At 55.8% G+C, this 23,718-nt stretch carries 25 protein-coding genes and 1 riboswitch; of the genes, 17 read left to right on the plus strand and 8 right to left on the minus strand.

Features of this window, described 5'->3' with window-relative positions:
- Positions 1-28 precede the first annotated feature (28 nt).
- Entirely contained in the window at positions 29-718 is a 690-nt protein-coding gene (locus IEW65_RS09730) for a hypothetical protein (protein ID WP_188639277.1), read from the minus strand.
- 176 nt (positions 719-894) lie between these two features.
- On the opposite strand from IEW65_RS09730, the gene IEW65_RS09735 reads away from it, so the two are divergent.
- The 4 genes from IEW65_RS09735 (at position 895) to corA (ending at position 5,514) form a co-directional block, all read left to right on the plus strand.
- The gene (locus tag IEW65_RS09735; protein ID WP_188639278.1) at positions 895-1,506 is read left to right on the plus strand and encodes a peroxidase-related enzyme; all 612 of its coding nucleotides are present in this window, start codon (positions 895-897) and stop codon (positions 1,504-1,506) included.
- Positions 1,507-1,549: 43 nt separating this feature from the next.
- Positions 1,550-1,653, plus strand: a riboswitch (TPP riboswitch).
- Complete coding sequence (locus IEW65_RS09740) at positions 1,643-3,034, plus strand: SLC5/6 family protein (protein WP_188639279.1); 1,392 nt, start codon at positions 1,643-1,645, stop codon at positions 3,032-3,034. (Overlaps the previous riboswitch by 11 nt.)
- A 63-nt stretch (positions 3,035-3,097) precedes the next feature.
- A complete protein-coding gene (locus tag IEW65_RS09745; protein WP_188639280.1) occupies positions 3,098-4,528 on the plus strand; it encodes a sensor domain-containing diguanylate cyclase in 1,431 nt (476 codons plus the stop codon).
- Between the two features lie 17 nt (positions 4,529-4,545).
- The gene (gene corA, locus IEW65_RS09750; protein WP_188639281.1) at positions 4,546-5,514 is read left to right on the plus strand and encodes a magnesium/cobalt transporter CorA; all 969 of its coding nucleotides are present in this window, start codon (positions 4,546-4,548) and stop codon (positions 5,512-5,514) included.
- Here corA and IEW65_RS09755 read toward each other — a convergent pair.
- Positions 5,511-6,689: an MFS transporter gene (locus IEW65_RS09755; RefSeq protein ID WP_188639282.1), complete on the minus strand. Its 1,179-nt coding sequence runs from the start codon at positions 6,687-6,689 to the stop codon at positions 5,511-5,513. The genes corA and IEW65_RS09755 overlap by 4 nt on opposite strands.
- Positions 6,690-6,917: 228 nt before the next feature.
- On the opposite strand from IEW65_RS09755, the gene IEW65_RS09760 reads away from it, so the two are divergent.
- The 3 genes from IEW65_RS09760 to IEW65_RS09770 all read left to right on the plus strand — a co-directional run bounded on the left by IEW65_RS09760 (position 6,918) and on the right by IEW65_RS09770 (position 9,793).
- The gene (locus IEW65_RS09760; protein WP_188639465.1) at positions 6,918-7,496 is read left to right on the plus strand and encodes an NnrU family protein; all 579 of its coding nucleotides are present in this window, start codon (positions 6,918-6,920) and stop codon (positions 7,494-7,496) included.
- A 63-nt stretch (positions 7,497-7,559) separates the two neighbouring features.
- Entirely contained in the window at positions 7,560-8,732 is a 1,173-nt protein-coding gene (locus IEW65_RS09765) for an alcohol dehydrogenase catalytic domain-containing protein (protein WP_188639283.1), read from the plus strand.
- A gap of 11 nt (positions 8,733-8,743) precedes the next feature.
- A complete protein-coding gene (locus IEW65_RS09770) occupies positions 8,744-9,793 on the plus strand; it encodes a proline racemase family protein (RefSeq protein WP_188639284.1) in 1,050 nt (349 codons plus the stop codon).
- A 13-nt stretch (positions 9,794-9,806) separates the two neighbouring features.
- Here the strand turns inward: IEW65_RS09770 and IEW65_RS09775 are convergent, their stop codons facing one another.
- Entirely contained in the window at positions 9,807-10,022 is a 216-nt protein-coding gene (locus IEW65_RS09775) for a DUF1289 domain-containing protein (RefSeq protein WP_188639285.1), read from the minus strand.
- 48 nt (positions 10,023-10,070) lie between these two features.
- Entirely contained in the window at positions 10,071-10,487 is a 417-nt protein-coding gene (arfB, locus tag IEW65_RS09780; RefSeq protein WP_188639286.1) for an alternative ribosome rescue aminoacyl-tRNA hydrolase ArfB, read from the minus strand.
- A 108-nt stretch (positions 10,488-10,595) separates the two neighbouring features.
- On the opposite strand from arfB, the gene IEW65_RS09785 reads away from it, so the two are divergent.
- The 6 genes from IEW65_RS09785 (at position 10,596) to IEW65_RS09810 (ending at position 16,635) form a co-directional block, all read left to right on the plus strand.
- A complete protein-coding gene (locus IEW65_RS09785; RefSeq protein ID WP_188639287.1) occupies positions 10,596-11,207 on the plus strand; it encodes a flavin reductase family protein in 612 nt (203 codons plus the stop codon).
- Positions 11,208-11,310: 103 nt separating this feature from the next.
- On the plus strand, positions 11,311-12,468 hold the full coding sequence (locus tag IEW65_RS09790) for an ABC transporter substrate-binding protein (RefSeq protein ID WP_188639288.1): 1,158 nt from the start codon (positions 11,311-11,313) through the stop codon (positions 12,466-12,468).
- Between the two features lie 51 nt (positions 12,469-12,519).
- Complete coding sequence (locus tag IEW65_RS09795; RefSeq protein ID WP_188639289.1) at positions 12,520-14,631, plus strand: methyl-accepting chemotaxis protein; 2,112 nt, start codon at positions 12,520-12,522, stop codon at positions 14,629-14,631.
- 126 nt (positions 14,632-14,757) lie between these two features.
- On the plus strand, positions 14,758-15,384 hold the full coding sequence (locus IEW65_RS09800; protein WP_188639290.1) for an SDR family oxidoreductase: 627 nt from the start codon (positions 14,758-14,760) through the stop codon (positions 15,382-15,384).
- A 168-nt stretch (positions 15,385-15,552) separates the two neighbouring features.
- Entirely contained in the window at positions 15,553-16,122 is a 570-nt protein-coding gene (locus IEW65_RS09805; protein WP_188639291.1) for a DJ-1/PfpI family protein, read from the plus strand.
- A gap of 105 nt (positions 16,123-16,227) precedes the next feature.
- Positions 16,228-16,635, plus strand: coding sequence for a ribbon-helix-helix domain-containing protein (locus IEW65_RS09810; RefSeq protein WP_229755539.1), 408 nt, complete (start codon positions 16,228-16,230; stop codon positions 16,633-16,635).
- A 13-nt stretch (positions 16,636-16,648) separates the two neighbouring features.
- On the opposite strand, the gene IEW65_RS09815 is transcribed toward IEW65_RS09810, so the two are convergent.
- A complete protein-coding gene (locus tag IEW65_RS09815; RefSeq protein ID WP_188639292.1) occupies positions 16,649-17,413 on the minus strand; it encodes a DUF1499 domain-containing protein in 765 nt (254 codons plus the stop codon).
- A gap of 134 nt (positions 17,414-17,547) precedes the next feature.
- Here IEW65_RS09815 and IEW65_RS09820 point away from each other — a divergent pair, with 134 nt between their 5' ends.
- On the plus strand, positions 17,548-17,898 hold the full coding sequence (locus IEW65_RS09820; protein ID WP_188639293.1) for a hypothetical protein: 351 nt from the start codon (positions 17,548-17,550) through the stop codon (positions 17,896-17,898).
- A gap of 21 nt (positions 17,899-17,919) precedes the next feature.
- Here the strand turns inward: IEW65_RS09820 and IEW65_RS09825 are convergent, their stop codons facing one another.
- A complete protein-coding gene (locus IEW65_RS09825; RefSeq protein ID WP_188639294.1) occupies positions 17,920-18,132 on the minus strand; it encodes a DUF3820 family protein in 213 nt (70 codons plus the stop codon).
- Between the two features lie 147 nt (positions 18,133-18,279).
- Between IEW65_RS09825 and mqo the strand changes: the two genes are divergently transcribed.
- On the plus strand, positions 18,280-19,968 hold the full coding sequence (gene mqo, locus IEW65_RS09830; RefSeq protein WP_188639295.1) for a malate dehydrogenase (quinone): 1,689 nt from the start codon (positions 18,280-18,282) through the stop codon (positions 19,966-19,968).
- Positions 19,969-20,015: 47 nt separating this feature from the next.
- Here the strand turns inward: mqo and IEW65_RS09835 are convergent, their stop codons facing one another.
- A complete protein-coding gene (locus IEW65_RS09835) occupies positions 20,016-20,894 on the minus strand; it encodes a LysR family transcriptional regulator (protein WP_188639296.1) in 879 nt (292 codons plus the stop codon).
- Between the two features lie 187 nt (positions 20,895-21,081).
- Between IEW65_RS09835 and IEW65_RS09840 the strand changes: the two genes are divergently transcribed.
- Positions 21,082-21,507: a VOC family protein gene (locus IEW65_RS09840; RefSeq protein WP_188639297.1), complete on the plus strand. Its 426-nt coding sequence runs from the start codon at positions 21,082-21,084 to the stop codon at positions 21,505-21,507.
- Between the two features lie 20 nt (positions 21,508-21,527).
- On the opposite strand, the gene IEW65_RS09845 is transcribed toward IEW65_RS09840, so the two are convergent.
- Complete coding sequence (locus IEW65_RS09845; protein WP_188639298.1) at positions 21,528-22,421, minus strand: AraC family transcriptional regulator; 894 nt, start codon at positions 22,419-22,421, stop codon at positions 21,528-21,530.
- 198 nt (positions 22,422-22,619) lie between these two features.
- Between IEW65_RS09845 and IEW65_RS09850 the strand changes: the two genes are divergently transcribed.
- Complete coding sequence (locus tag IEW65_RS09850) at positions 22,620-23,681, plus strand: NAD(P)-dependent alcohol dehydrogenase (protein WP_188639299.1); 1,062 nt, start codon at positions 22,620-22,622, stop codon at positions 23,679-23,681.
- Positions 23,682-23,718: the final 37 nt, after the last annotated feature.

A 23,718-nucleotide genomic window follows, 5' to 3' on the forward strand; every position in this document is an offset into this window, starting at 1 on the left:
TCCTGCGGGGAGAAGGGGTACGTGGGCATTAGAAGGGTTCAAACAGCGGCAAGCTACTGGTGAGTAATTGCTTGATAGGACCGAGCTGACTTTCGTGCAGTACCACCAAATAAGGGGCTTCAGGCTGCTCATCTAGTGGGGCGAGCAGGGCGAATTCGCCCTCTTCCATATGGAATTCATGGATTTCACGTGGGCCATGAGGCGTGTCGCACTGCGAACAGCGGTAGGTGTCGTCTTCGCCATAGACTAAGCGGTGGTACATCTTAAACAGCGTATAAAGCGCTAAGCCGCCTTCAAACGCGGGCCAACGCGCAGGGGTTGCACGGATATCGTCTGTGAGCGATTTGCCTTCTGCCTGGGCGTCCGCAATGGCATTGGCCAGCGGAGCGGCAAGGATGGCGGTGCTATCAGCGGGTAAGGGCGCATTCTGTTGAGCTGCCTTAGCAAAGCGCTCGACAGCGACGTCGAAATCTTCAAGGCTGCGTAAGGGAAAGTCGGCATGTTGCAGGTCGGCCGGTTCGAAGCCGCCATTTTCCCAACCGTGAATCACACGAAGCGTCACCTGCCCCCGCTGCATAGGGCGGGCAAGCAACGTATGAAGCATGATACGAACATGCAGCTGGCGCTCATCTGTATCGTTTTCGAACGCACGGTAGGGGTCCGCGAAGAGTTCATGCAAACGCCCTGGCGTGTGCTCTTTTGCTTCAGAGTATGACATGGTGGTTTTCCCTGTTAGTACGCCGCTTTGCAAATAGCGTACGGCTCTTATGGCATAAAATCATTAAGAGTATGGCGAGCACTAACGTGTATTGAAAGACTCTTTAGTTAGCAATTTGTTACCTGCTAGTTCAAGGGGGCGCTGACTAACAACAACACAACAAAAAAGGTGTGCCTATGTCTGCTGCTATTAGTCGTTTTAAACTGCCTCAAACGCTAGAGGATGTGCCCAGCGATATCCGCGATGCCATGCTGGCCGTTCAGGAAAAGGCGGGGTTTGTACCAAATGTGTTCCTTATGTTGGCCCATCGGCCGGATGAGTTTCGTGCCTTCTTTGCCTATCACGATGCCCTCATGGAGCGTGACTCCGATACGCTCACCAAAGCTGAAAAAGAGATGATTGTGGTGACCACCAGTGCCCGTAATCGCTGTTTGTACTGTGTGGTGGCTCATGGCGCGCTGGTGCGTATTTACAGTAAAGACCCTCTATTAGCCGATAATATCGCCATTAACCATACCGTGGCAGGGCTAAGCGAACGCCACCGCTTAATGCTTGATTTTGCATTGCACAGTGCCATTGAACTGGGGGAGTTTTCGCCACAATGGCAAACCCGCTTAGAAGAGGTGGGGTTTACCCTGGATGACTGTTGGGACATTGGTGCTATTGCCGCGTTTTTTGGTATGTCGAATCGCTTGGTGACCTTAGCGGGAACACCACCCAATTCTGAATTTTATCTAATGGGGCGCGTGCCCAAAAAGCCGGATGAACCCACTCAGCCAACATCGTAAGACTTTACTAAAACGCTACTTTGATTGAGGATAGCCCCCCATTCACTGTCGCCAGGGGAGCCCAAGACGGGCTGAGAATGCGCATGACGCAGACCCTGGAACCTGATCCGGCTCATACCGGCGGAGGAAGTGCGACATGCCCTACCTAACGTCTGCAATCATAGGCGCAGCATTGTGCTGCTTTACGTATTTGGGCCTTCGGGCACGGTTTGGGGGAGGCTCGCTGGATGACTACGTCACCGCGCGCAACTCGCAAACAGCGTCTACCCTTGGGCTCTCTTTCTTAGCGTCCGGCATGGGCGCGTGGATTCTCTTTGCCCCGCCAGAGATTGGTGCCTTTGTTGGCCCGGTAGCGCTACTGGGCTATGCACTTGGCTCGGCCCTGCCGTTTATCGTGCTGGGTCTTTACGGGCCAAAAATACGCCAAGCGCTGCCTGAGGGGCGAAGCATCGCAGAGTTTGCGCAAGCCTGTTATGGCACCGGTGTACGCCGTTTTGTGGCGCTGATCTCCGTTGCTTACATGGGCTGCTTTTTAGCCGCAGAGCTGACGGCCATTGGTGCCATTACAGCGTTGCTATCGGATGTGCCGCCCGCACTGGTCATCATTAGCGTTGCACTGACTACCCTGCTATACACCGTACTGGGAGGGCTGCGTGCTAGCTTGGCCACCGACCGTTGGCAGGCTTGGTTACTGTTAGCCTTGTTATTGGCAGTCGCCAGCGTGACGCTGTGGCGGCTTCCGGCGATGCCCAACAATGCGGCGCTACCGTCATTACCGATGGGTAGTTCACTAAGCGTGGCGTTAACCCTGGTGATTGCGGTGACGGCTGCCAATCTATTTCACCAAGGCTACTGGCAGCGCGTGTGGGCAGCCAAAGATAGCGCAAGCCTTGGAAAAGGGGCCTGGCTAGGCGGCGGTATGACGGTGCTCGTCGTTATGGTGATTGGTGGCGTGGGCATGATGGCAGCGATGAGTGGCGCTAGCCTGGGTGACCCGCCGATGCCATTTTTTGCGCTGTTAAGCGGTGCGCCTATCTGGATAACGCTGCCTGCGCTGGTGCTGGCCGTTACACTGGTGACCTCCAGCGTCGATACGCTCCAAAACGGCATTGCCTCCTTGTGGGCTAGCGGTGACGATGCCGGTGCGCTGAATAAAGCGCGCTGGATTACCGTGGCACTGATGGTGCCGGTGATTGTCATTGCCTTACAAGGCTTGTCGGTGTTGCGGCTGTTTCTGATTGCGGACTTATTATGTGCTGCGATTGTGGTGCCAGTGCTGTTGGGCTTGTGGAGACGTATGACGCCCTTGGCAGCCGTGAGTGGTGGGCTGGCGGGCTTTGTCGGCGCGGTGCTACCAGGCTGGGTGAGTCAAGGGAGTGTGATGGCCGGTATGACCGCAGCAAGCTTCCCGGGCAGTATTCCTACCTTAGGGCCCTTTGTGGGTGCGCTTTTGCTATCGACGGCGGTCAGCGTATTGATGGCATGTTTGAGGGGGCGGCCTGCACATAACGTAGAATCAAGGCGTTAAGCAGGAAGTGTTGTTTCGCGTTATGCTGTCGGTTGGTTAACTACAATTTTGGGTGCGATCGCCATGAGCCACCTGTTACCGCCTGACGAAAACGCCCGTTTAGCCGCGCTTAACGAGCTGGCACTGCTGGATACGCCGAATGAGCCTGTTTTCGATCGCATTACGCGCTTGGTAACGGTGCTACTCGGCGTTCCTCAATCTACCATTAGCCTAATTGATACCGACCGTCAGTGGTTTAAGTCACAAGTGGGCGTTGATATCTCAGAAACGCCACGTGATGTGGCGTTTTGTGCCTATACCGTGTTGGAAGCTGCGCCGCTGGTGGTGGAGGACGCTAAGCAAGACGAGCGCTTTGCGACTAATCCGTATGTGACGATGCCAGACGGCATTCGTTTTTACGTAGGCATACCGCTTAAAAACTCCCAGGGCTACGTGCTGGGATCGTTGTGTGCTATGGATAGCCAACCTAGGCTGCTTACTACTCAAGAGCAGGCCGCCATGCAGGATTTAGCCGATATTGTGATCGGTGAAATTCATCTGCGCGAGCGGCTGATCAAAGAGCAAAAAATCAGTACTGCCACCCAAGAAGCGCTCACAGCACTTCATAAAAGCCTTGAGCAGCAAATCGAGCGGCGAACCCGCGAGCTCAATTTAGTGATTGAGTCTGCGTACGATGCTTACCTGAGTATTGACGGCCAAGGCCGTGTGCTGGACTGGAATCGTGCCGCCGAAAGCATGTTTGGCTGGAGCCGTAAAGAAGCCTTAACACGTCCGCTGACCGCGTTGATGTTCCCTCAAGGGCTTTCTCACCAAGATGAAACAGTCCCCGTCTCCTGTGAGGCAACGCGAAGCGACGGTGTTCGTTTGCCGGTAGAAGTGCGCTTAACGAGCTATGAAATCCATGGCCGGGCGCGACGCAGCCTATTTATTCACGATATCACTGAGCGACAGCAGCTAGAGCGCTTACGGGACCAGCAGGCCCGTGAAGACGTGCTCACTCGGCTGCCCAACCGCCGTGCCTTAGACGAGCGACTGCCTGAGGCCATGGCACGCGTACGGCGAACGCTGAATCCTTTGGCAGTGCTATTTCTAGATTTAGATGGCTTCAAGAGCATTAATGACCAGCATGGCCACGCCATGGGGGACGAACTTCTACGCGACGTGGCTAAACGCTTGCAGCAAGCGGTGCGAGAAACCGACTTCGTTGCCCGTTGGGCAGGCGATGAATTTGTCGTGTTGCTAGAAGGGGTAACCGAGGACGCGTTAGAGCCGCTGGCACAAAAGCTAATACACGTTATTGAGCAGCCGTTGCAGGTGGGTAGCGCTGTGTTGCAGGTCAGTACCAGCATTGGGGTGGCGCTGTTTGTTCCGGATGCGGCCGAAACGGCCCATGAGCTGTTAAAACGCGCGGATGTGGCCATGTATGTTGCCAAGCGGGCAGGTAAAGCACGCATTGAGTTAGCGTGCCCAGCAGACACCACGCCTAACCTTTAACGAACCCAAGGACGATTATGATTCGTTGCATCTTAACGACGCCAGAAGGCGACGTACGTGAGGGCGATGTAAGCCTGATCGATGAATGGAAAACCATGCCCACTGCCCATTTATGGGTGGATATGAAAGGGGAGAGCGAGGCGCAAGAGCGCGAGGTGCTAGAGCATTTTGATTGCCACCCTATGGCCATTCAAGATGCCCACAAAGAGCGTCATCCACCGAAAATTGAAGAGTTTGAACACCATACGTTAATTATTTATCGCGGCATTTCCTCTTTTGATGCCCAGTTAAATTTTGTGCCTCAGCAGATTTGTTTTTTTATTGGTGAGCGCTTTTTGGTAACCCTGCACCCCGGGGAAGCGCTCAGTATCGAGCGCTTATTTAGCGAGCATGGAAAAGCGCTGCTAGCGCTTTCTCCTGAGCAAGTAGCGCTAAAAGTGATGTATACGTCGGCTGGCTTCTACATCGATAGCCTGCTGGAGTTTGAAACCGAGTTAAGCGACCTCGAAGATGAACTGCTCGAAAATGGTAACGATGTCTTGATGCGCAAGATCACCGCTTACCGTTCACGGTTAGTGAAAATGCGCCGCATCTTTAGCTACCATAAAGGCATTACGCAAGAGCTAACGGCCTATGACTACGCTCACTTACCTAGAGGCGAGAGTGAAACGCTGCATGCCATTACCGATGTAGAGGAGCGTTTTGAGCGCCTTTATACGCTAACCCAAATGTACTACGACATTTGTGGTGATTTGGTGGATGGCTATATCTCGATCTCTTCCCATCAACTTAATATCACCATGCGCGTGTTAACGGTGATCACCGCTATCTTTGTCCCGCTGACGTTTATTGCTGGGATTTACGGCATGAACTTTGAGTACATGCCTGAACTGAGCTATCAGTACGGCTACTTCTTTGTCTGGGGAGTCATGCTGGGCATTGGCGGCATGTTAATTTGGCTGTTTAAACGCAAAGACTGGTTTTAAAGCCCCTGCCGGCGCGTCAACTGGCGTAAGCGAAAGGCGAGCAAACAAAGCCCTAATGCAATCAACAGCCACAGCGACGCCAGTAAAATAGGAAACGCCCGTGCGCCAGCGATGTCCAGCAGCGGGCCTGTCAACGAGGGGATGATGAGCGCCCCGCTGCCTGCCGCAGTAAAAATGGCGCCAGTGGTGCGCCCACGCATGACGATAGCCTGATTGCATAATGCAAAGAGTGTAGGAAAAAAAGCGGAGGCCGAAAGCCCAAATAACAGGGCGCTGACGCTTAGCGGCAGCGCGTTTACATGCAGGCCAGCGGATGCGCTCAACCCCAACGATAAACAGCCTGAAAGCACCTGCCAGGGTGAACAAATACGCAGTAACGGAATAGCCAGTAAGCGCCCAGCGGAAAGCGCTAGCCAGAAGAGGGTGGCTAGCAGGGCTGCCTGCTCAGTGGTCAGCCCAGAAAGCGTTCCGTAGGCTGTGACCCAGCCTGCAAAAGTAATCTCTATACCCACATAAATAGAGAAAAGCAGCATAAAGAGTCCCAACAGCAGCGGGTCACGATGTTTGAGCGTTGCGACGGTGTCGGGATGGGGGACGTCGATGGGCATCGTCGGGCTGGTAAAGCGCGAAAGCGGCCAAAGCATAGCGGCGACGCTTAGCGCGACGATCCAAAACGTGAGATGAAACTGCCCGGTGAGTGATAGAGCGGCAATCATAATCAGCGGCGTTAACATATTGCCAAAGCTAAAGCAGAAGTGCAGCGCACTGACATTCGGGCCAGCCGCGTCTCGGTGCAGCCATAGCAGCAGCGTATTACCACCTGCGTTTAGTGATACCTCCGCAAACCCTAATAGCATAAACAGCAGCGTTAATAGCAGTAAAAGCGGGCTAAGCGGTGCCAGGCTAAGACCCGCCACCGCCAGTACACCCATCATCAACAGCACCCTATGGCCGTTAAAGCGATCCATTAACAGCCCCGTGACGATCGCACCGCTCATATTGCCAACGGCTCGCGCGGTGAACAGCACGGCAATTTGGCTCATCGAAGAGCCGCTTACTTCGGCTAAGTGGGGCAAGGCGGGGCCAAGTAGCCCGCCGGTCATCCCAATGGCAACGAATAGCCCAAAATAAGTCCAAGTGAGGCGGCGATGATACGCAGAAGTGAAGTGAAGCATACCGTTCCTTGGCTGGGTCTAAGAGCCGGTGTGTGAAACACAGGCGTCAACAAAGTCATCAATAGAGTGATCAACATGATGTGAGATATGTCATCACTTGATTAGCTTGACGCGTTTTTTATCTCGCCACCATTGGCTAAAAGTTGACGTAGTGTCATGTGGTTTGCCGAGGAGTGTGGCATGCTCGCACTCGACCAACGACTTGCAACTCACCAGAGAGTGACCTCCATGACCATCATGATCTTAGGCCTGCTGATATTTTTAGGCGGGCACTCGGTACGTATTTTTGCTGAATCCTGGCGACAGCAGCAGATCGCCGCACGCGGCGAAGGCACCTGGAAAGTGGCCTACTCTGTAGTAGCTATTGTAGGGCTTGCCATTGCCATTTACGGCTATGGCCAAACGCGCCTAAATCCCATCAATGTCTGGTTCCCTCCCATGGGCTTGCGCCATGCGGTGGCGCTGCTGATGCTGCCTGCGTTTATTATGTTGGTGGCAGCTTATGTACCGGGTAATGCGATTAAAGCCAAACTGGGCCACCCGATGATGTTGGCCGTTAAAATCTGGGCATTTGCCCACCTGCTGGTGAACGGTCGGCTGGGCGATATCCTCTTTTTTGCAGCGTTTCTTGTGTGGGCCATTTTGGCGTTTAAAGCCGCTAAACAGCGTAGCCGTCAACTTCCGCCAGCCGCTCAGGCCACGTCACTGCCCGCCACACTGGCCACGGTTGCCATTGGGCTCGTGGCTTACGGGCTGTTCGCGTTCTACTTGCACCAAGTCATTATCGGCGTGCCCGTCTTTGGCTAGCCTTTTGAACCTTGCCGGGCGTTTGGTATTGTCGCGGCATATGCACCGATAAGGAGCCGACCCATGGCCCATACGGAAAATCGCGCGGCTATCTCGACCACGATGTCGGCAATGCTCTTAACTGGCCACGGTGATGTGGACGTACTGCAGTATCGTGACGATGTACCCACCCCAGCGCCCGGTCCTGGTCAGGTGCTAGTGCAAGTAACGGCCACGGCAAAAAACAATACGGATCGTAAAGCACGCGAAGGGCTGTACCCCACCAAGGGCAAAGAGGAGGTGACCTCGTTTGCCATGGGCGGCTCGCCGACGCTGACGTTTCCCCGAATCCAGGGGGCTGATGTGGCGGGGCGCGTTGTTGCTGTGGGGGAGGGCGTTGACGCGCAGCGTATAGGCGAGCGCGGCCTGCTGGATTTTAATATCTACGCTGATGAGCGTCGCGATATCAATCTCACCCCCGACTACTACGGCCACGGGGCCGATGGCGGCTATGCCGAGTACGTGGCGGTGCCTGCCGACCAGTTCCACCATGTGGCGAATCCAGAGCTACACGATGCGGAGCTTGCCGCCATGGGCATGTGCTCCTATCAAACGGCGTATCACATGATGACTGCCGCCAGCGTTCAGGCGGGAGAGCGCGTCCTCGTCAGTGGTGCCAGCGGTGGGGTCGGCACGGCGCTTATTCAGCTATGCCGCATTGTGGGCGCAATTCCCTACGCGGTTAGCCAGCTCGATAAAGCCGATGCGCTGCGAGCGCTGGGTGCGGAAGCGGTGATTGATCGCGGCGACCTGCCGACGTTCGTTGAGCGCGTACTGGCGGCCACCGACGGTCATGCCATTGATGCGGTGATGGATTTAGTGGGCGGTGAAATGACCGACCTGTTTATCGACACCATGATTGGCGATATGCGCCGGCGTAGCACGTACCCGCGGCTCTCTATTGCTGGCGCTAGCGGCGGCAATCTCAGCGAGATCATGTGGACGCGTATCTACCTCTATCAGGTACAAATCTTTGGTGTCTCCCACGGCACGCGTGAAGAGGCAGAACAGTTGATCGCCTGGATACGTAGCGGTGAGCTAAAACCTGTTTTGCATGGTGCGTTCAAGCTCTCTGACTTACATCAGGCCGAGCGCTACTTTGTGAATCGGGGCAGTAACTACCTGGGTAAGATCGTGATTGTTCCCGATGCTCAGTGGGACACTCATGGCGCGCCTTTTGCTCTCACCACTGCCTAGGAGGCAGGCTTGTGAAAAACCTCCATACGATTCAATTATTAGATACGCATGCCGGTGGCGATGTCAGCCGGATCGTCACCGGCGGGATTGATACACTGCCCGGTGCCACGGTTCGTCAGCAGATGGAGTACCTGCGTGACGATGCTGATGGCCTCAGGCGTTTGCTGCTGGAGGAGCCCTACGGCATTCCCGAGATGTCGGTGGATTTGCTCGTGCCTGCCACCGACCCAGAAGCGGTGGCCGGGTACATCATTATGGAAGTGATGGGCTACCCGATTTATTCGGGTTCTAACACGCTGTGCACGGCCACCGCCGTGCTGGAAACCGGAATCGTACCCAAGCAGGAAGGCATCCAACGCTTTAAGTTGGAAGCCCCGGCAGGGTTGGTGCAAATAGAGGCTCGCGTGCATAACGGCGTGGTCGAGTCGGTCACCTGCGAAGGCTTACCCAGCTATATCGACACCTACCGGGAGACCCTTCAGGTGCCGGGCATTGGCGAAGTGACTTACTCCATCGCCTACAGCGGTGGTTTTTACGCCCTGGTCGATGCTGAAGCATTGGGCTTTAAGCTGATACGTAGCGAAGAGCAGGCGCTGGCTGCGTGTGCCCATAAAATCGTTGAAGCGATTCAGGCTCAACGGGGGTTTTCCCACTACACCTTAGGGGATGTTGGCCCGCTACCATTCCTGCACTTTATGGGGCCAGAGGAGCAGATAGCGGAAGGCTATATTCGCTCTCGCTCGACCACTTATGTGCATCCCGGCGTGATTTGTCGCAGCACCACGGGCACCGGCACGTCGGCGCGGCTGGCGCTGATGCACCATGAGGGACGGTTAAATCTAGGTGACAAGCTGGAAACGGTATCGCTAAGGGAGACCGGCTTTATCGGCACGTTTACCGGCACGCATCAGGAAGGCACTTATCAAGTGGTGGAAAACACCATTACCGGGCGTAGCTATGTGTTGGCCGAGTCGAAGATTGTGATTGACTGCGATGACCCGATGGTAACCTGTGGCGAGCTGCACCACATCCTAAGCGACCGCCACAACGACGAACGTTGAGCGTATCAGTGGCTCAGCCCTGGGGGCCCTCTCCGGTCATGCTGCTTTGCCGTTCAATATAACCTTGCTGCTCAATGCGTTCCCATACCGGGGTCTTCTCGACCTCGGTCATGCTTCCCCAGCAGGCGATCTCATCCAGCGTGCGGCCACAGCCTTGGCAAACTGACGTGCTTGGCTCTATTTGGCAAACATGAATACAGGGCGATAACGGTCGAGGAGTCGTGGGCATCAAAGTCACTGTGTTAGGCATGGAAAAATAGTTAGGGCGCAATCAACGCTAGCCCACTGGCACTTTACCACGCAGCGACTTAATTTTTCCTTTGCGGGTTTTATGATCCACACGGCGGCGCTGAGAGCCTTTCGTCGGCTTAGTGGGGCGGCGGGCTTTGGGCTGTTTTGCCACGCTTTGAAGCAAGGCTTGCAGGCGCTTTAACGCATCCTCTTTGTTCAACTCCAGCGTGCGATAGCTCTGAGCTTTAATAATCACCACGCCCTCTTTGCTGATACGTTGATCAGAGAGAGCCATCAAGCGCTCTTTGTAAACGGGGGGCAGCGTTGAGCGCTGAATATCGAAACGAAGGTGCACCGCAGACGCGACTTTATTCACGTTCTGGCCGCCTGCGCCCTGCGCGCGAATTTGGCTAATATCGATTTCCCAGTCGGCAAGGCTAACGCTATTAGAAATAGTGAGCATTCAATTCCTTGGTATCCCAATGAACCTATAAGGCTAACACACTTGACAGTGGGCAGGCTGCGGCGGCCTATTAAGGGATATCTCTTCAACCTGTGCTAAGGAGCGCCCATGGATGCCCTATTAGAACAATCACCGCTGAGTGCCGGGACCCTCTACCGCTTGCTATCGGGTAGCGTATGCCCCCGGCCCATTGCCTGGGTAGCCACACAGGACAAACGAGGTAACGCCAATTTAGCACCGTTCTCGTTTTTTAACGTGGCCAGTATTGATCCGCCTATTCTGGCCTTTTCGCCGCTTCTGGATGGCAGCGCTCAGCCCAAAGACACGCTGCGCAACCTAGAGGAAGTGGAAGAGTGCGTAGTGCACGTGGGCACTGAAGGCCTAGTGGAGGCGCTCAATACCACCAGCGCAAGCCTTCCCCGTGGAGAAGATGAGTTTACGCTAGCGGGGCTTGAAAAGACCACGATGCAAGGCGTTCGCGTGCCGCGTATTGCCGCAGCACCGGTCGCCTTTGGTTGCAAACTGGTGGATGTGATCCGTTTTGGGGATCGCCCCCTGGCAGGCAGCTTAATATTGGTGCAAATCGTCGCCATACACATCGATGATGCCCTATGGGATGGTCGCCACGTTGACCTGGAAGCGCTTCAACCCATCGGCCGATTAGCAGGGAGCGACTACGTGCGCATTACCGACCGTTTTGCCATTGAGCGTCCAACGTAACCCAAGACACGTTTTATTACATTCTGTTTAGGGCTAGCTAGGCTTAAGTCGTATATTCTTCCGCCGATAGTAGAAAGATGTACCACCTTCCGGGGAAGAATCAATGCGGCGAATCAAAACATGGTTATTAGCTACCGGCCTAGTCGTTGCGCCACTGGCGCAAGCAGAGCTTGAAGTGGGTATGGTCGCCCCCGCCAGCGGCGGCGCTGCACCCCTGGGGATTGGCATGCAGCAGGGGGTGGAAGCTTATTTTGCCAAGCTCAACGCGGAAGGGGGCGTTAACGGCCAATCGCTGAGCCTAACCACCTTTGATGATCAGTACGCGCCGTTGCAGGCTGCCAAGTATACCCGCGAGCTGGTGGGCAATGAGAACTTGCTGGCAGCCATCGGCAACGTCGGAACGCCCACCGCGGCGGTGACTATTCCCATATACAATCAGGAGAAAACGCTCCTGTTTGGCGCCTTTACCGGAGCAGGTATCCTGCGTCGCTCCCCGCCTGACCGCTATGTGATCAACTACCGGGCCAGCTACGTTCAAGAGACGGCTACGATGATTGATGGGCTGTTGGCTGCGGGTATTCAGCCCGAAGAGATCGCGTTTTTTACCCAAAATGACAGCTTTGGCGATGCGGGTTATAACGGTGCGATTCGTGCCCTGAATGCTCAAGGTATCTCGAATACTTCCCAGCTAGTGCATGGCCGTTTCTCCCGCGGAACCCGTAATATTCATCAGGGGTTAGCCAGTATTTTGCAGGCTCCGGTGACGCCTCGCGCGGTGATTATTGTCGGCACCTTTGGGCCCGCCGCTGATTTTATTCGTGAAGCGCGCCAAGATCTGCCTGATACGATTTTCCTCAACGTCTCCTTTGTGGGTAGCCAAGCGCTGCTAGAGACGCTTGGCCCACTGGCAGAAGGGGTCATCGTTACTCAAGTCGTACCGCCGTTAGATGCTGACCTGCCTGCCGTAGAAGAGTATCGCCAAGCAATGGCAGAATATGCCCCGAACGAAACGCTCGACTTTATCTCTCTTGAAGGTTACCTGGCCGCTAAACTTTTCGTCGAAGGCGTTAAAGCGGCCGGCAGCAATCCTGATCGAGAGGCCGTTGTGGATGGCTTGTTAAGCCTTGGCAGCATTGATATTGGCGTGGGTGAACCGCTCACCTTAGGGCCGAACGACCACCAGGCAAGCGATGCGGTATGGCCCACTATTATCCGAAACGGCCAGTTCGAGCCGGTGGATTGGGCCAGCGTAACGCAGTAACGGGTTGTTAACGTTTCATTTGCTTTACCTCTGACACAGCGAATACCCCTGATGAAAAAAACCATAAGTATCCGCGCGATGCTGATTAGCCTCTTTGCTGCTGCCGTACTGGGCAGCATCGTGCTGGCGGGAACCGGCTGGATGACCAACCAGCGCTTGATTAATGTGCAGCATTTCGTGACCAATGACGTGCTGCCGCTTCAAGACGCCAGCCGTAGCATGGTGCTCACCATGGGCGCGTTCGGCCAGCGGCATGCTGATTTACTCGCGGCAGATACCGCCCAAGGGCTTGAGCAGGTCACGCCTCGCAGTGAGCTAGACACGCGCTACAGTCAGGCCCGCGCAGGGCTTGCACGCATTGAGCAAACGGATGTCGCTGGGCAACTGACTGCGTTAGATAGCGAATATCAAAGCCTGTTAACAGGCGATGAGGCGCTGGAAAATGCTCGCCGTGATGCGTTGAGCCTGCAGGCTCAGATGGCCGAGCAAATTGCCCAAATGGAGGCGGCCATCACCAACGTGATGCGCAGTGCCGAAGATATTGCTGGCCGCACTGCGCTAGCCCAAGTGCGTGAGGAGCGCCGTCAGCGGGAACTTATGGAGGCTTGGCGGGAGGAAGGCACCACCACGCTACCCACCCAGATTCTGGATAACATGTTCACCGCCCGCGTGGATATTGGTCGGCTAAGCGGTAATGCCCGTATGGCCGTCGCCACGCTGTCTGATTTAGGGCGGCAAATGATGCAGGTCGAAAGCATAGATGCACTGGTCAACCTGCGTAGCAATGAGATTTCACAGCAGGTGTCGCTGGCGCGCCAGTCACTTGCTGCCATTGCTGACGCCTCCAGTACCACGGTTGAACAGCGTGCTCTGATTAGCGAACTCGATGCGGTAATTGTTGAACTCAACAGCCTAATGGTTGAGGACGCAGGCTCGGTGTATGCCTTGCGTCAGCAGCAATTGAACCAGAGCACGCAGGTACAGGCAGCGCTGGCCAATGTAGCCGCCGCAACCACCCAAATGCGCGTTGCCCTTAGCGATATTGAAGCCTATACCGTTGCCCAGGCAGCCAGCGCCAGTGCAGAAGCCGAAACCTTGGCAAACGCGGGTCGGACCTTGCTGATTCTCGTCACCGCGGGTGTGATTGTGGTGCTGGCAATTTTCGGCTGGAGAACGTTGGTTCGCGTGCTGGGGCCGCTGGTCGCGATGCGTCGCCAGATGGAGAGCATCAGCGGTGCGGCGGGAGAAAATGCCGACTTATCCATGCGCCTCGCGTTACAGCGTAACGACGAAGTGGGGCAAGCGGCGCAGGCGTTCAACCGCATGATGGATACCTTTGAGAGCATGGTATCGCAAATTCGTGAGAGTGCTGAAGCCATCGCCTCAAGCAGCCGTCAGATTGCCGCCGGTAATGAAAACCTCTCCCAGCGTACCGACCAGCAGGCAGCCTCGTTGGCGGAAACGGCCTCAAGCCTTGAGCAGATTACTGCCACGGTAAAACAGACCGCTGACTATGCTGACCAAGCGAAAGATGCCAGTGGCAGTGTGGATGAGCGAGCGCGTTCCGCGGGTGATGTGGCCAAACGCACGACCGCTGCCATGGGCGATATTCGCCAGGCGAGTGAGAAAATCACCTCCATCATCAAAGCCATCGACGATATTGCCTTCCAGACCAACCTGTTGGCACTGAACGCATCCGTAGAAGCGGCACGGGCGGGCGAGCAGGGCCGTGGCTTTGCCGTGGTGGCCCAGGAAGTGCGCAAGCTAGCAGGCCGCAGTGCTGAAGAAGCATCGCAAATTCGCCACTTAGTGGACGACAGCGTTAAAAAAGTGAGCGAAGGGGAGCAGCTAGTGAACGCCTCCAGCCATCACTTGCAGGACATTATCGATAGCCTTTCCGAAGTGACCCGCTACGTCACTGAAATTGCCGATGCAACAAAAGAGCAGTCGGCGGGTATCGACCAAATTAACCAGGCTATCTCTCAACTGGACCAAGTGACGCATCAGAATGCCCGCCTGGTGCAAGATGCCTCCAGTGCCAGCCAAACGCTGGATGAGCGCGCGGGCGACATGCACACGCTGGTCAGCCGCTTTCACGTTAGCCACAGCGCCGGACAACAGGCGGCGCTGCCTGCTCAAGAAGAGCACGCGCGCCTGACGTAAGCCAAGAAGTGAGTCCTTCGTCCTTACTGCGGGCACCGAAAGGTGCCCGCAGTTTTTGTATTGACGGTTGAACTTTAGGCGTACTGCCTACACTGATAAAGGAGACACGATCGACAAGGAGGCAATATGACGACCCTAGTGATGGGTGCCAATGGTCAAATCGGGAAACAGTTTTGTGAGCTCGCCAAGCAAGCCGGTACGCCTATTAAAGCAATGATTCGCAGTGAAGAGCAGGCCGCTTGGTTTCATGATCGGGGCATTAAAACGGTGATAGGCGACTTGGAAGGTGAGTGTGAACATGCCTTTGATGGGTGTGATCAAGTCGTCTTTACTGCGGGTTCAGGCCCTCATACGGGGCCAGATAAAACGCTGATGATTGATCTATTTGGCGCTATCCGAGCAGCCGACATGGCGAGCCAGCGAGGGCTGTCGCGCTTTATCATGGTCAGCGCCATTCGGGCGGAAAAACCCCTGGAAGCCCCAGAGAAGATGCGCCCCTACATGGCCGCTAAATTCGCCGCTGATGCCCATTTGCGTCATAGCGATGTCTCCTATGTGATCCTGAAACCGGGCCGCCTCACCGATGATGAGCCGACTCACAAGTTTGCCAATAGCTTAGAAGAGGCGGGGGATAACCAAATCTCTCGGGCCAACGTGGCCTATGCCCTGCTGCGTGTGGTGCAAACCCCTGGGCTCATCAATCAAGAAATTACCCTGCTAGACGGCAAACGCCCCGTCGACGCTTTGCTATAACCCGTGCCACCAGATGACCAAGCCCGCCCATTGGTGGCGGGCTTTTTGCTGCGTGGAAGGTTTTTAGCCTGTAGTAACGGCTTACTACCCATCGAATCAGGCGGCTTGCTAGGCTGCTTTTACACGCGTTGCGCGTGCTCCTCTAAGACAATCACAAGGAGAACGGAGATGAGCAGTAAACGTATTTTAATGATCACCGGCGACTTCACTGAAGATTACGAAACCATGGTGCCCTTTCAAACGCTGATGGCGGTGGGGCATCGGGTCGATGCGGTATGCCCTGGTAAAGCCTCAGGTGACACCGTGGCCACCGCGATCCACGACTTTGAAGGCGACCAGACCTACACCGAGAAGCCGGGCCATCGGTTTGCGCTGAATGCGGATTTCGCCAGCATCAACCCGGCCGATTACGATGCCCTGGTCGTACCCGGTGGCCGTGCGCCCGAGTACCTGCGCCTCAATCAAGAAGTGCTCGCCATGGTGAAGCACTTTTTTGATACCCAGAAGCCGGTAGCGGCGATTTGCCATGGTGCCCAGTTGCTAGCTGCAGCCAAGGTACTGGAAGGCAAGCAGTGCTCAGCATACCCCGCTTGCCAGCCTGAAGTTGAGCTCGCTGGAGGGCGGTTTGTGAATCTGGAAGTCACCGACGCGGTGACCGACGGCAATCTTGTGACCGCCCCCGCGTGGCCTGCCCATCCCGCGTGGTTGGCGCAGTTTATGGCGTTACTGAACAAGTAGCCTCATAGCAGACCTCGTGCGCACCCTATCTGGTGGGCGCGCACGCCATCAACCGCTATGCTGAATAGATGCGATGATGTAGGTGACCGTGAAGAGGTAATCGCCATGTGCAAACTGTTTATTGATGCTGACCCAGAGCTATGGCGCAGTGCCACTCACTCGCTACGTATCGATGGCATGGTGACCAGCGTGCGTATGGAGAACTACTTCTGGCGGCTGCTGGAAGAGATCGCCCAGCGCGATGGTATGAACACTGCGCAAATGATCACTCGGCTTTACCATGAGTCGATTGATGCCGGGCACGACCTAGGCAACTTCACCTCGTTTTTGAGAGTCTGCGCGCTTCGTTACCAAGCCCTACAGCTCAGCGGCGATATACCGCCCAGCATGGCGGTGCCCATCGGCGAGCTGGACGCCCAGCAGATTCTTGCCCGTGAAAGTACGTTGCGTGATGGTACGTTGCGTGCTGACAAGCTGCATCAAGGCGTGCCGCATAGAAAGCACGTTCACTAGCGTCGTCATCACGCTACTCCAACCGGTCACGCAGTGCGTTTAAAAACGTCTCGATGCGCAGCGCATTAGTACCCACATCGCTAGCGCCTAGCCGTGAGGCTGAGCGCATATCTACCTGGGTGCTTTCGCCCTGTTCAGTTAAGCGAATGACCACATCATCCTCAAAACCAAACCAGCGGGTCACGGCGGTGGCTTCCAAACGGTTGGGAGTAATATCGGCAATTGCCCAGCCTGCCGCTTCTACTTCGGCTTGAACAGCAGCCAATACGGTGGCGGGAGTTGCATTCACCAACAGAGGTTGAACGTTAGGATAGGCCGCCTGCTGCTGTTCGGCGGTCGCCTCGCCCGGGTAATCTAACCCGTTGGGTGCTGCTTCACGGGCCTCGCGCAGGGCAACAAACGCTGGCGGGTTTTGGGTGTCGGTGGTGATGTCATGAATGACCGGGGCCTGCTGAGCCCGTTCCCACTGCTGCCAGGGCATGTAGAGCAGGGCAGCCGTAGCGCTGATCACTAAAATGGCGACGAGCGCCGTTCCAGCGCGTCGAGTGAATGCGCTGATCAGTAGCACCAATACGCTTAACGCCACCGCGGCGGTAGCGGCATAAACGCCATTGCGGAGAAGATTAAACGCCTCTCCTAGCCCAACCCACTGCCAGCGATAGGCTGGACCAGCGCCCGCCATTAATAGCACCGCTGCCACCAATGCCAGCACGCTTAACCATGCCAGAGCGATAGGCCAACGGCTTTTGTGGCGGGACTGATTGAGTCTATCGGCCATATGTTTTCCCTCGTAGTTATGTGAAGTACCAACAAACATCTACGGATATAAAAGCACTGGCCACAGCATAGCCAGCGATATGGTAGCGTGGCTATTTTTCTCTGCTAACGCCTGAATCGATGAGTAACACCGTGATGAGCCAACCCAATGCCGACTCTCTGCTCGCCTGCCAAGTGCGCGCACTCTTAATGCAAGCTCCGGCCAGCGCATTGCCCATGACCTATCAGCAGGTAGCCAGCACCCTTGGGCTGACCCCACCGCGCACCATTGCGCGGGTGGCCCAGGCGCTGGAGCGGTTAATGGAAGAGGATGTAGCAGCCGGGCGGCCGATGATCGCCGCGCTGGTGATTAGCCGCCGAGGGGAGAATTTACCCGCCAGTGGCTTTTTTGAAAAAGCTGTCGCGCTGGGGCGCTTCCCACACGATCCAGCCCAGCACAGCATCCGCTACGCCGAAGAGCGCGAGCAGGCGCTGCGTGCCCGCTGAGAGCGAGTTTCCCTCGGTGTGTTAGCGCTGGCGTAGGGGCGCTAACAAATCGCTTAAGCCGTTATGATCAATCTCGTGCATGAGTTGCAGCAGTTGACCAATCTCCCCGTTAGGGAAGCCTTCCCGAGCAAACCAGTTTAGGTAGGGGCCCGGCAGGTCGGCAATGATCCAGCCTTCATACTTCCCAAAGGGCATCTTCCGAGTCACTAAGGTCTCCAGATCTTCTGGCTTCATACGTTAATTCCTTTCATTCTCATTTAAGCTTTCTTTTATGTTCCCGTGATGGCGGTTCTTTGTTAGACTTTCGTCGAAAATTATACCCCCTCGACGCTGGACACCCGCTGTTCCGGCACGTCATTTCTGTATCGTCAGGGACATGACATGCAAAAACGTTTAAGTCTTTTACTCTGTTCACCGCTATTAGCGCTAGCCGCCATGCCGGCTGCGGCCGATGAGCCGGTGGATGTTGTGCTGGTTGGTGGCGGTATTATGAGCGCTACCTTAGGTACGTACCTGCAAGAGCTAGAGCCCGATTGGGATATTCACCTTTACGAACGTCTTGACCAAGTGGCTCAGGAAAGCTCGAATGCCTGGAACAATGCGGGCAGCGGCCACTCTGCGTTTATGGAAATGAACTACACGCCCGATGCTAGCGGCCGCGTTGAGATTGAGCGTGCTACCAATGTCACCGAGCAGTTTGAAATTGCTCGTCAGTTTTGGGCACACCAAGTCGACAACGGCATTCTTGGCGAGCCCTCTTCATTTATCAAGAGTGTGCCGCACATTGCCGTAGTGTGGGGCGACGAAGACGTCAACTTCCTGCGCGAGCGTTATGATGCCATGACGCAAAACCCGCTCTACGAAGGCATGGAGTACTCAGAAGATCGCGCTGAGCTTGCCGAGTGGATGCCGCTGGTGATGGCTGGTCGTGAAGATGATGAACGCCCGGTTGCCGCAACGCGCATGCAAATGGGCACCGAGGTGAACTACGGGGCTCAGGCCCGCGAGATGATTGAGGCGCTGTCGCGTAGCGACAACTTCACGCTAGGGTTAAGCAGTGAAATACGCGACCTGACTCGCAACGATGACGACACCTGGCAAGTCACCATTGTCAATTTGGAAAGTGGCGAAGAGACCACCGTTGACGCCCGCTATGTGTTTATCGGTGCCGGTGGTGCGGCGCTTCCGCTGCTGCAGGCATCGGGCATTCCTGAAGCTGAGGCTTATGCGGGCTTCCCGGTAGGCGGCCAGTTCCTCTACACCACTAACCCCGACGTGGTGTCACAACACGACGTGAAAGCCTACGGCAAAGCGGGTGAGGGTTCTCCGCCGATGTCCGTGCCGCACCTGGACCTGCGCTATCTGGATGGCGAGCCTGCGCTGTTCTTTGGTCCTTTTGCCACGTTCTCCAGCAAGTTCTTGAAAGAGGGCTCTTGGACGGATCTGTTTGGCTCCATGACGCTGAATAACACTTGGCCCATGATGGAAGTCGGCCTGGATAACTTTAATCTGGTGAGCTACCTCGTGGGGCAGGTGTTAATGTCCGACGATGACCGTTTTGAAGCGCTGCAAGAGTACTACCCGACCGCTAACAGTGACGACTGGGATCTGTGGACTGCGGGCCAGCGCGTGCAGATTATCAAGAACGACCCTGAGCGTGGTGGCGTGCTGCAGTTTGGTACCGAAGTGGTGACTTCTCAAGATGGCACGATGTCCGCGCTGCTGGGCGCATCGCCGGGTGCTTCTACGGCACCCTCGATCATGCTCAACCTGCTGGATCGCGTGTTCCCCACCCAGGTGGCAAGCGATGAGTGGCAATCAACGCTGATGGATATCATTCCTTCTTATGGTCAAAAGCTGGCAGAAAACCCAGCGTTACTCCGCGAAGTGCGTGCTTACACGGCGCAAACGCTGCAGCTAGACGAGCCCATGAACCTGCCCTCCGAGACCGTTGAGCGGAGCGATGTTCAAGAGGAAGCAGACGCTGCTAGCGAGCCGAGCCAAGAGGCCGACGAGCCATCGGAAGCAGAACCGAGCACTACAGAAGAAGAAAGCATCACCGAGGCGTAAGCCATGCGTGTGGTGTGTTTTCCAACGCCAGCCTTCGGGCTGGCGTTTTAGTGTGCGGCGGTATTTGCCACCCGCGTGAGCAGCGCCGCCAGAGCCTTGGCCGGTTCGCTTAGCTGGCCACTGGCGCGGTGAATAATCCCGATATCGCGATGAAAGGTGTGTTCCGCTAAATCGATGGCGCGCACACCCGCAGGCCAGCGTTTGATGGCATGAGGCTGTGGCACCAGCGCCACGCCGACTTCGTTAGCAACCAGCTGCACAATCGCCTCCAGCTCGTCCACCTCACACACATCGCGCACTTGGCAGTGATTGTCTCTTAAAAAGCGATCAACCTGGCGGCCGCCAAATGAGGCGCGGTCGTAGCGCACAAAGGGTTGGCTGGAGAGTAACCCCCGCCAATCGTCACCGGCCATTGAGCGGGGAACCAGTAATCGAAACGGCTCGTGGGCAAGAGGCTGCCAGCGCAGGTCGCTGTGTAGCGAAAAGGGCGGGCGAATAATCACCGCCATGTCCAGCTCCCCCGCATCCACCTGATTCATGAGCGCCAGTGAAAGCCCCGGCACTACTCGGGTACGGCACTCTGGGAACTGGCGATGAAAGCGCGCCAACACCTCCGGCAGCAGCGAGCGCTGAATAGAGGCGATGGCGCCTAACGTTACGCGGGTCGCCATTTCCTGACCTGATGATGACGCACCGAGCGTTGCGTACAGCGCCAGCAGTGCTTGGGCTTGCTGCAGCGTTTCTTGGCCACGCTGGGTAAGTACGGCCGCTCGACCGCTGCGTTCAAACAGCGTCACGCCAAGCTCTGCCTCCAAACGCTTCATCTGCGCGCTGACGGCGGCTTGCGTTAGGCCAATGCGCTGGCCTGCTGCGGCAAACGTGCCGTGCTGCGCCACGGCGATGAGCGTTTTGAGTTCGCGAATCATGGTCGATGGGTCTTTGGATTCATCAATAAAAATTGTCAATGCATCAAAAAACAATTGATTTTATTTTTGCATGACGCCTTTTAGGATAGTGACACGGTGATAGCGCAGCGCGCTAGCCATTCTCCGATACGTTTCCAACGACATTCCCAGCGACATTCCTCAACAACAGCAACACCAGGAGACTTCCATGAGCCTTTCCCCTTTTCACTTAGCGATTCCGGTGTACGACGTTGCCTTGGCGCGTACTTTTTACAATGACGTTTTCGGTCTGGAAGAGGGCCGCTCAAGCGACCATTGGGTCGACTTCAACTTCTTTGGCCACCAGTTAGTGATTCACGAGCACCCCAAAACGCCGGGCCAAGAGAGCGCCCACACTAACCCTGTGGATGGCCACAACGTGCCGGTGCCGCATTTTGGCGTGATTTTAGAGTGGGACGAGTGGGAAGCCCTGGCTGAGCGCTTAAAAGAGCGCGATACCGATTTTATCATTGAGCCCTACATCCGCTTTAAAGGGGAAGTAGGCGAGCAGGCCACCATGTTCCTGCTCGACCCCTGCGGCAATGCGTTAGAGTTCAAAGCCTTCCAAGATAAGAGTCAGATCTTCGCCAAATAAGCTTGGTTTGCCAAGCGTCATCAGGCGCGCAGCGCCTGCTCATGGCGGCGATGCTGCAGCGGTGATTCGCCAAAGTAGCGCTTATAGTCTCGGCTAAACTGCGGCACGCTGCGGTAGCCAACCGCCAGGGCCGCTTGATTCACGTTATGGCTATCCTGCAACAATAGCTGCTGCGCTTTAATAAGGCGCAGCCGCTTTAGGTACTGGGCAGGCGAGGCACGGGTGATCTGTTTAAAGTGTTGGTGAAAGGTCGAGATGCTCATGTTGGCCTGCTGCGCCAGCTGCTCTACAGTGAAGTCTTCCGCAAAATGGGTATGTAGCTGCGACAGCACCTGCACAATGCGTGAGTAGTTGCCGTGGCCCTTTACCAGTGCTCGCAGGGCAGGGCCTTGTTCGCCTTTCAGTGCTTCAAACACCACGTCGCGTATTCTCGCCTCTCCCATCGTGCTGCACTCCACCGCATCATGCAGCGTGCGCGCCAACCGCAAGACGGCTTTTTGCATACCAACATTCATCGCCACTGATGCCATCGGTAGGGGCGTAGTGTGTGTCTGGTGCATATCCCCCATGGCGGTGACCATCTCGCTCAGCAGTGCGGGGTCGAGCTTGACCGAAATACCCAGCAGCGGTGCCTCAGGCGAGCCGTAAGTTTCGCATTCAAACGGTAAGGGCAACGTTTGCACCAGATAGTGGCCAGGGTTGTAATGAATCTCCCGGTCGCCTAGGTAACCCACTTTGTGCCCTTGGGCGATGATAATCAGGCTGGGTTCATACATGAGCGGTGTGCGCACTTGGTTTCTGCCCAGGCAAAGCAGGCTGACGCGTGCTAAGCGGGAGGCGCTAGGGCCGTCGCCTTTTACAAGCGGGCTAATGAGGTCAGCAAGGGCGTTGCCGACATGCTCGGTACTGGCCATCTGGGCGCTCCTCACGCAGGCTAAATCTTATTGGTTGCGATAATTATGACGTTTTTCTGACTATTTTTGTTATTTTATTGCACTTGAATAGAGAAATAAGCAAAAAAAACGTAGCTTCGTTCATCGCTATCTCACGCCAGGAGGCCAATAATGGGAACACCTTTCCGCACCTGCGGGATGCATTAAAAAGGAGTTTTCATGAGCCAAGCCAAATCTTACGCTGCGTTTTCCGCTGATAAGCCTCTCGCGCCGTTTACCTTTGACCGTCGTGAGCCTCGCTCTGACGATGTTGCCATTGAAATCCTTTACTGCGGCGTGTGCCACAGCGACCTGCATTTTGCTCGCAACGACTGGGGCATGAGCCAATACCCCGTTGTGCCGGGCCACGAAATTGTTGGCCGTGTCACTGCCGTGGGCAGCGATGTTAGCCGTTTTAAAGCCGGTGATTTGGTTGGTGTTGGCTGCATGGTCGACTCCTGCCGTACCTGTTCCGCCTGTAAAGATGGCGTAGAGCAGTACTGCCTGGAAGGCTTCACCATGACTTACGGCAGTCCGGACCGCCAAGATGGCACCCTGACCCAGGGCGGTTACTCCGATTCCATCGTGGTCAGCGAGCACTTCGTTCTGCAAATGCCCGATGGCATTGACCTGGCATCCGCCGCGCCCATCCTGTGTGCCGGTATCACCACCTACTCGCCGCTGAAGCACCATGGTGTGGGTAAAGGCCACAAAGTAGGCATTATCGGCATGGGTGGTTTAGGCCACATGGGCGTGAAACTGGCCAAAGCGCTGGGTGCTGAAGTGACCGTGTTCACCCGCTCTGATGCCAAGGTTGAAGAAGCCAAGCGTAACGGCGCTGATCACGTAGTGGTATCAAGCGACCAAGCGCAAATGGATGCCGTTGCTGAAACCTTCGACTTCATGCTCGACACCGTTCCGGTGCAGCACGATCTGAACCCCTACTTAGCATCGCTGAAGTACGATGGTACGCACATTCTGGTCGGCCTCTTAGAGCCCATCGAGCCAGCGATCGAAGCGTTTAACCTGGTGTTCAAGCGTCGCGTTGTGGCGGGCTCTTTGATCGGCGGTATCGCTGAGACCGAAGAGCTGCTCAAGCTGTGCGCTGAGCAGAACATTACCTGCGATATCGAAATGCTTGATATCAATAAGATCAACGAAGGCTTTGAGCGCATGGAGAAAGGCGACGTACGCTACCGCTTCGTGATCGATATGGCGACACTGAAAGACACCGCTGCCTAAGCTGTCGTGTCCTAGTAAGCCCACCGCTTTACGGCGG

This window comes from Vreelandella lutescens (assembly GCF_014640815.1).
In the GTDB taxonomy this organism is placed as follows: Bacteria; Pseudomonadota; Gammaproteobacteria; order Pseudomonadales; family Halomonadaceae; genus Vreelandella; species Vreelandella lutescens.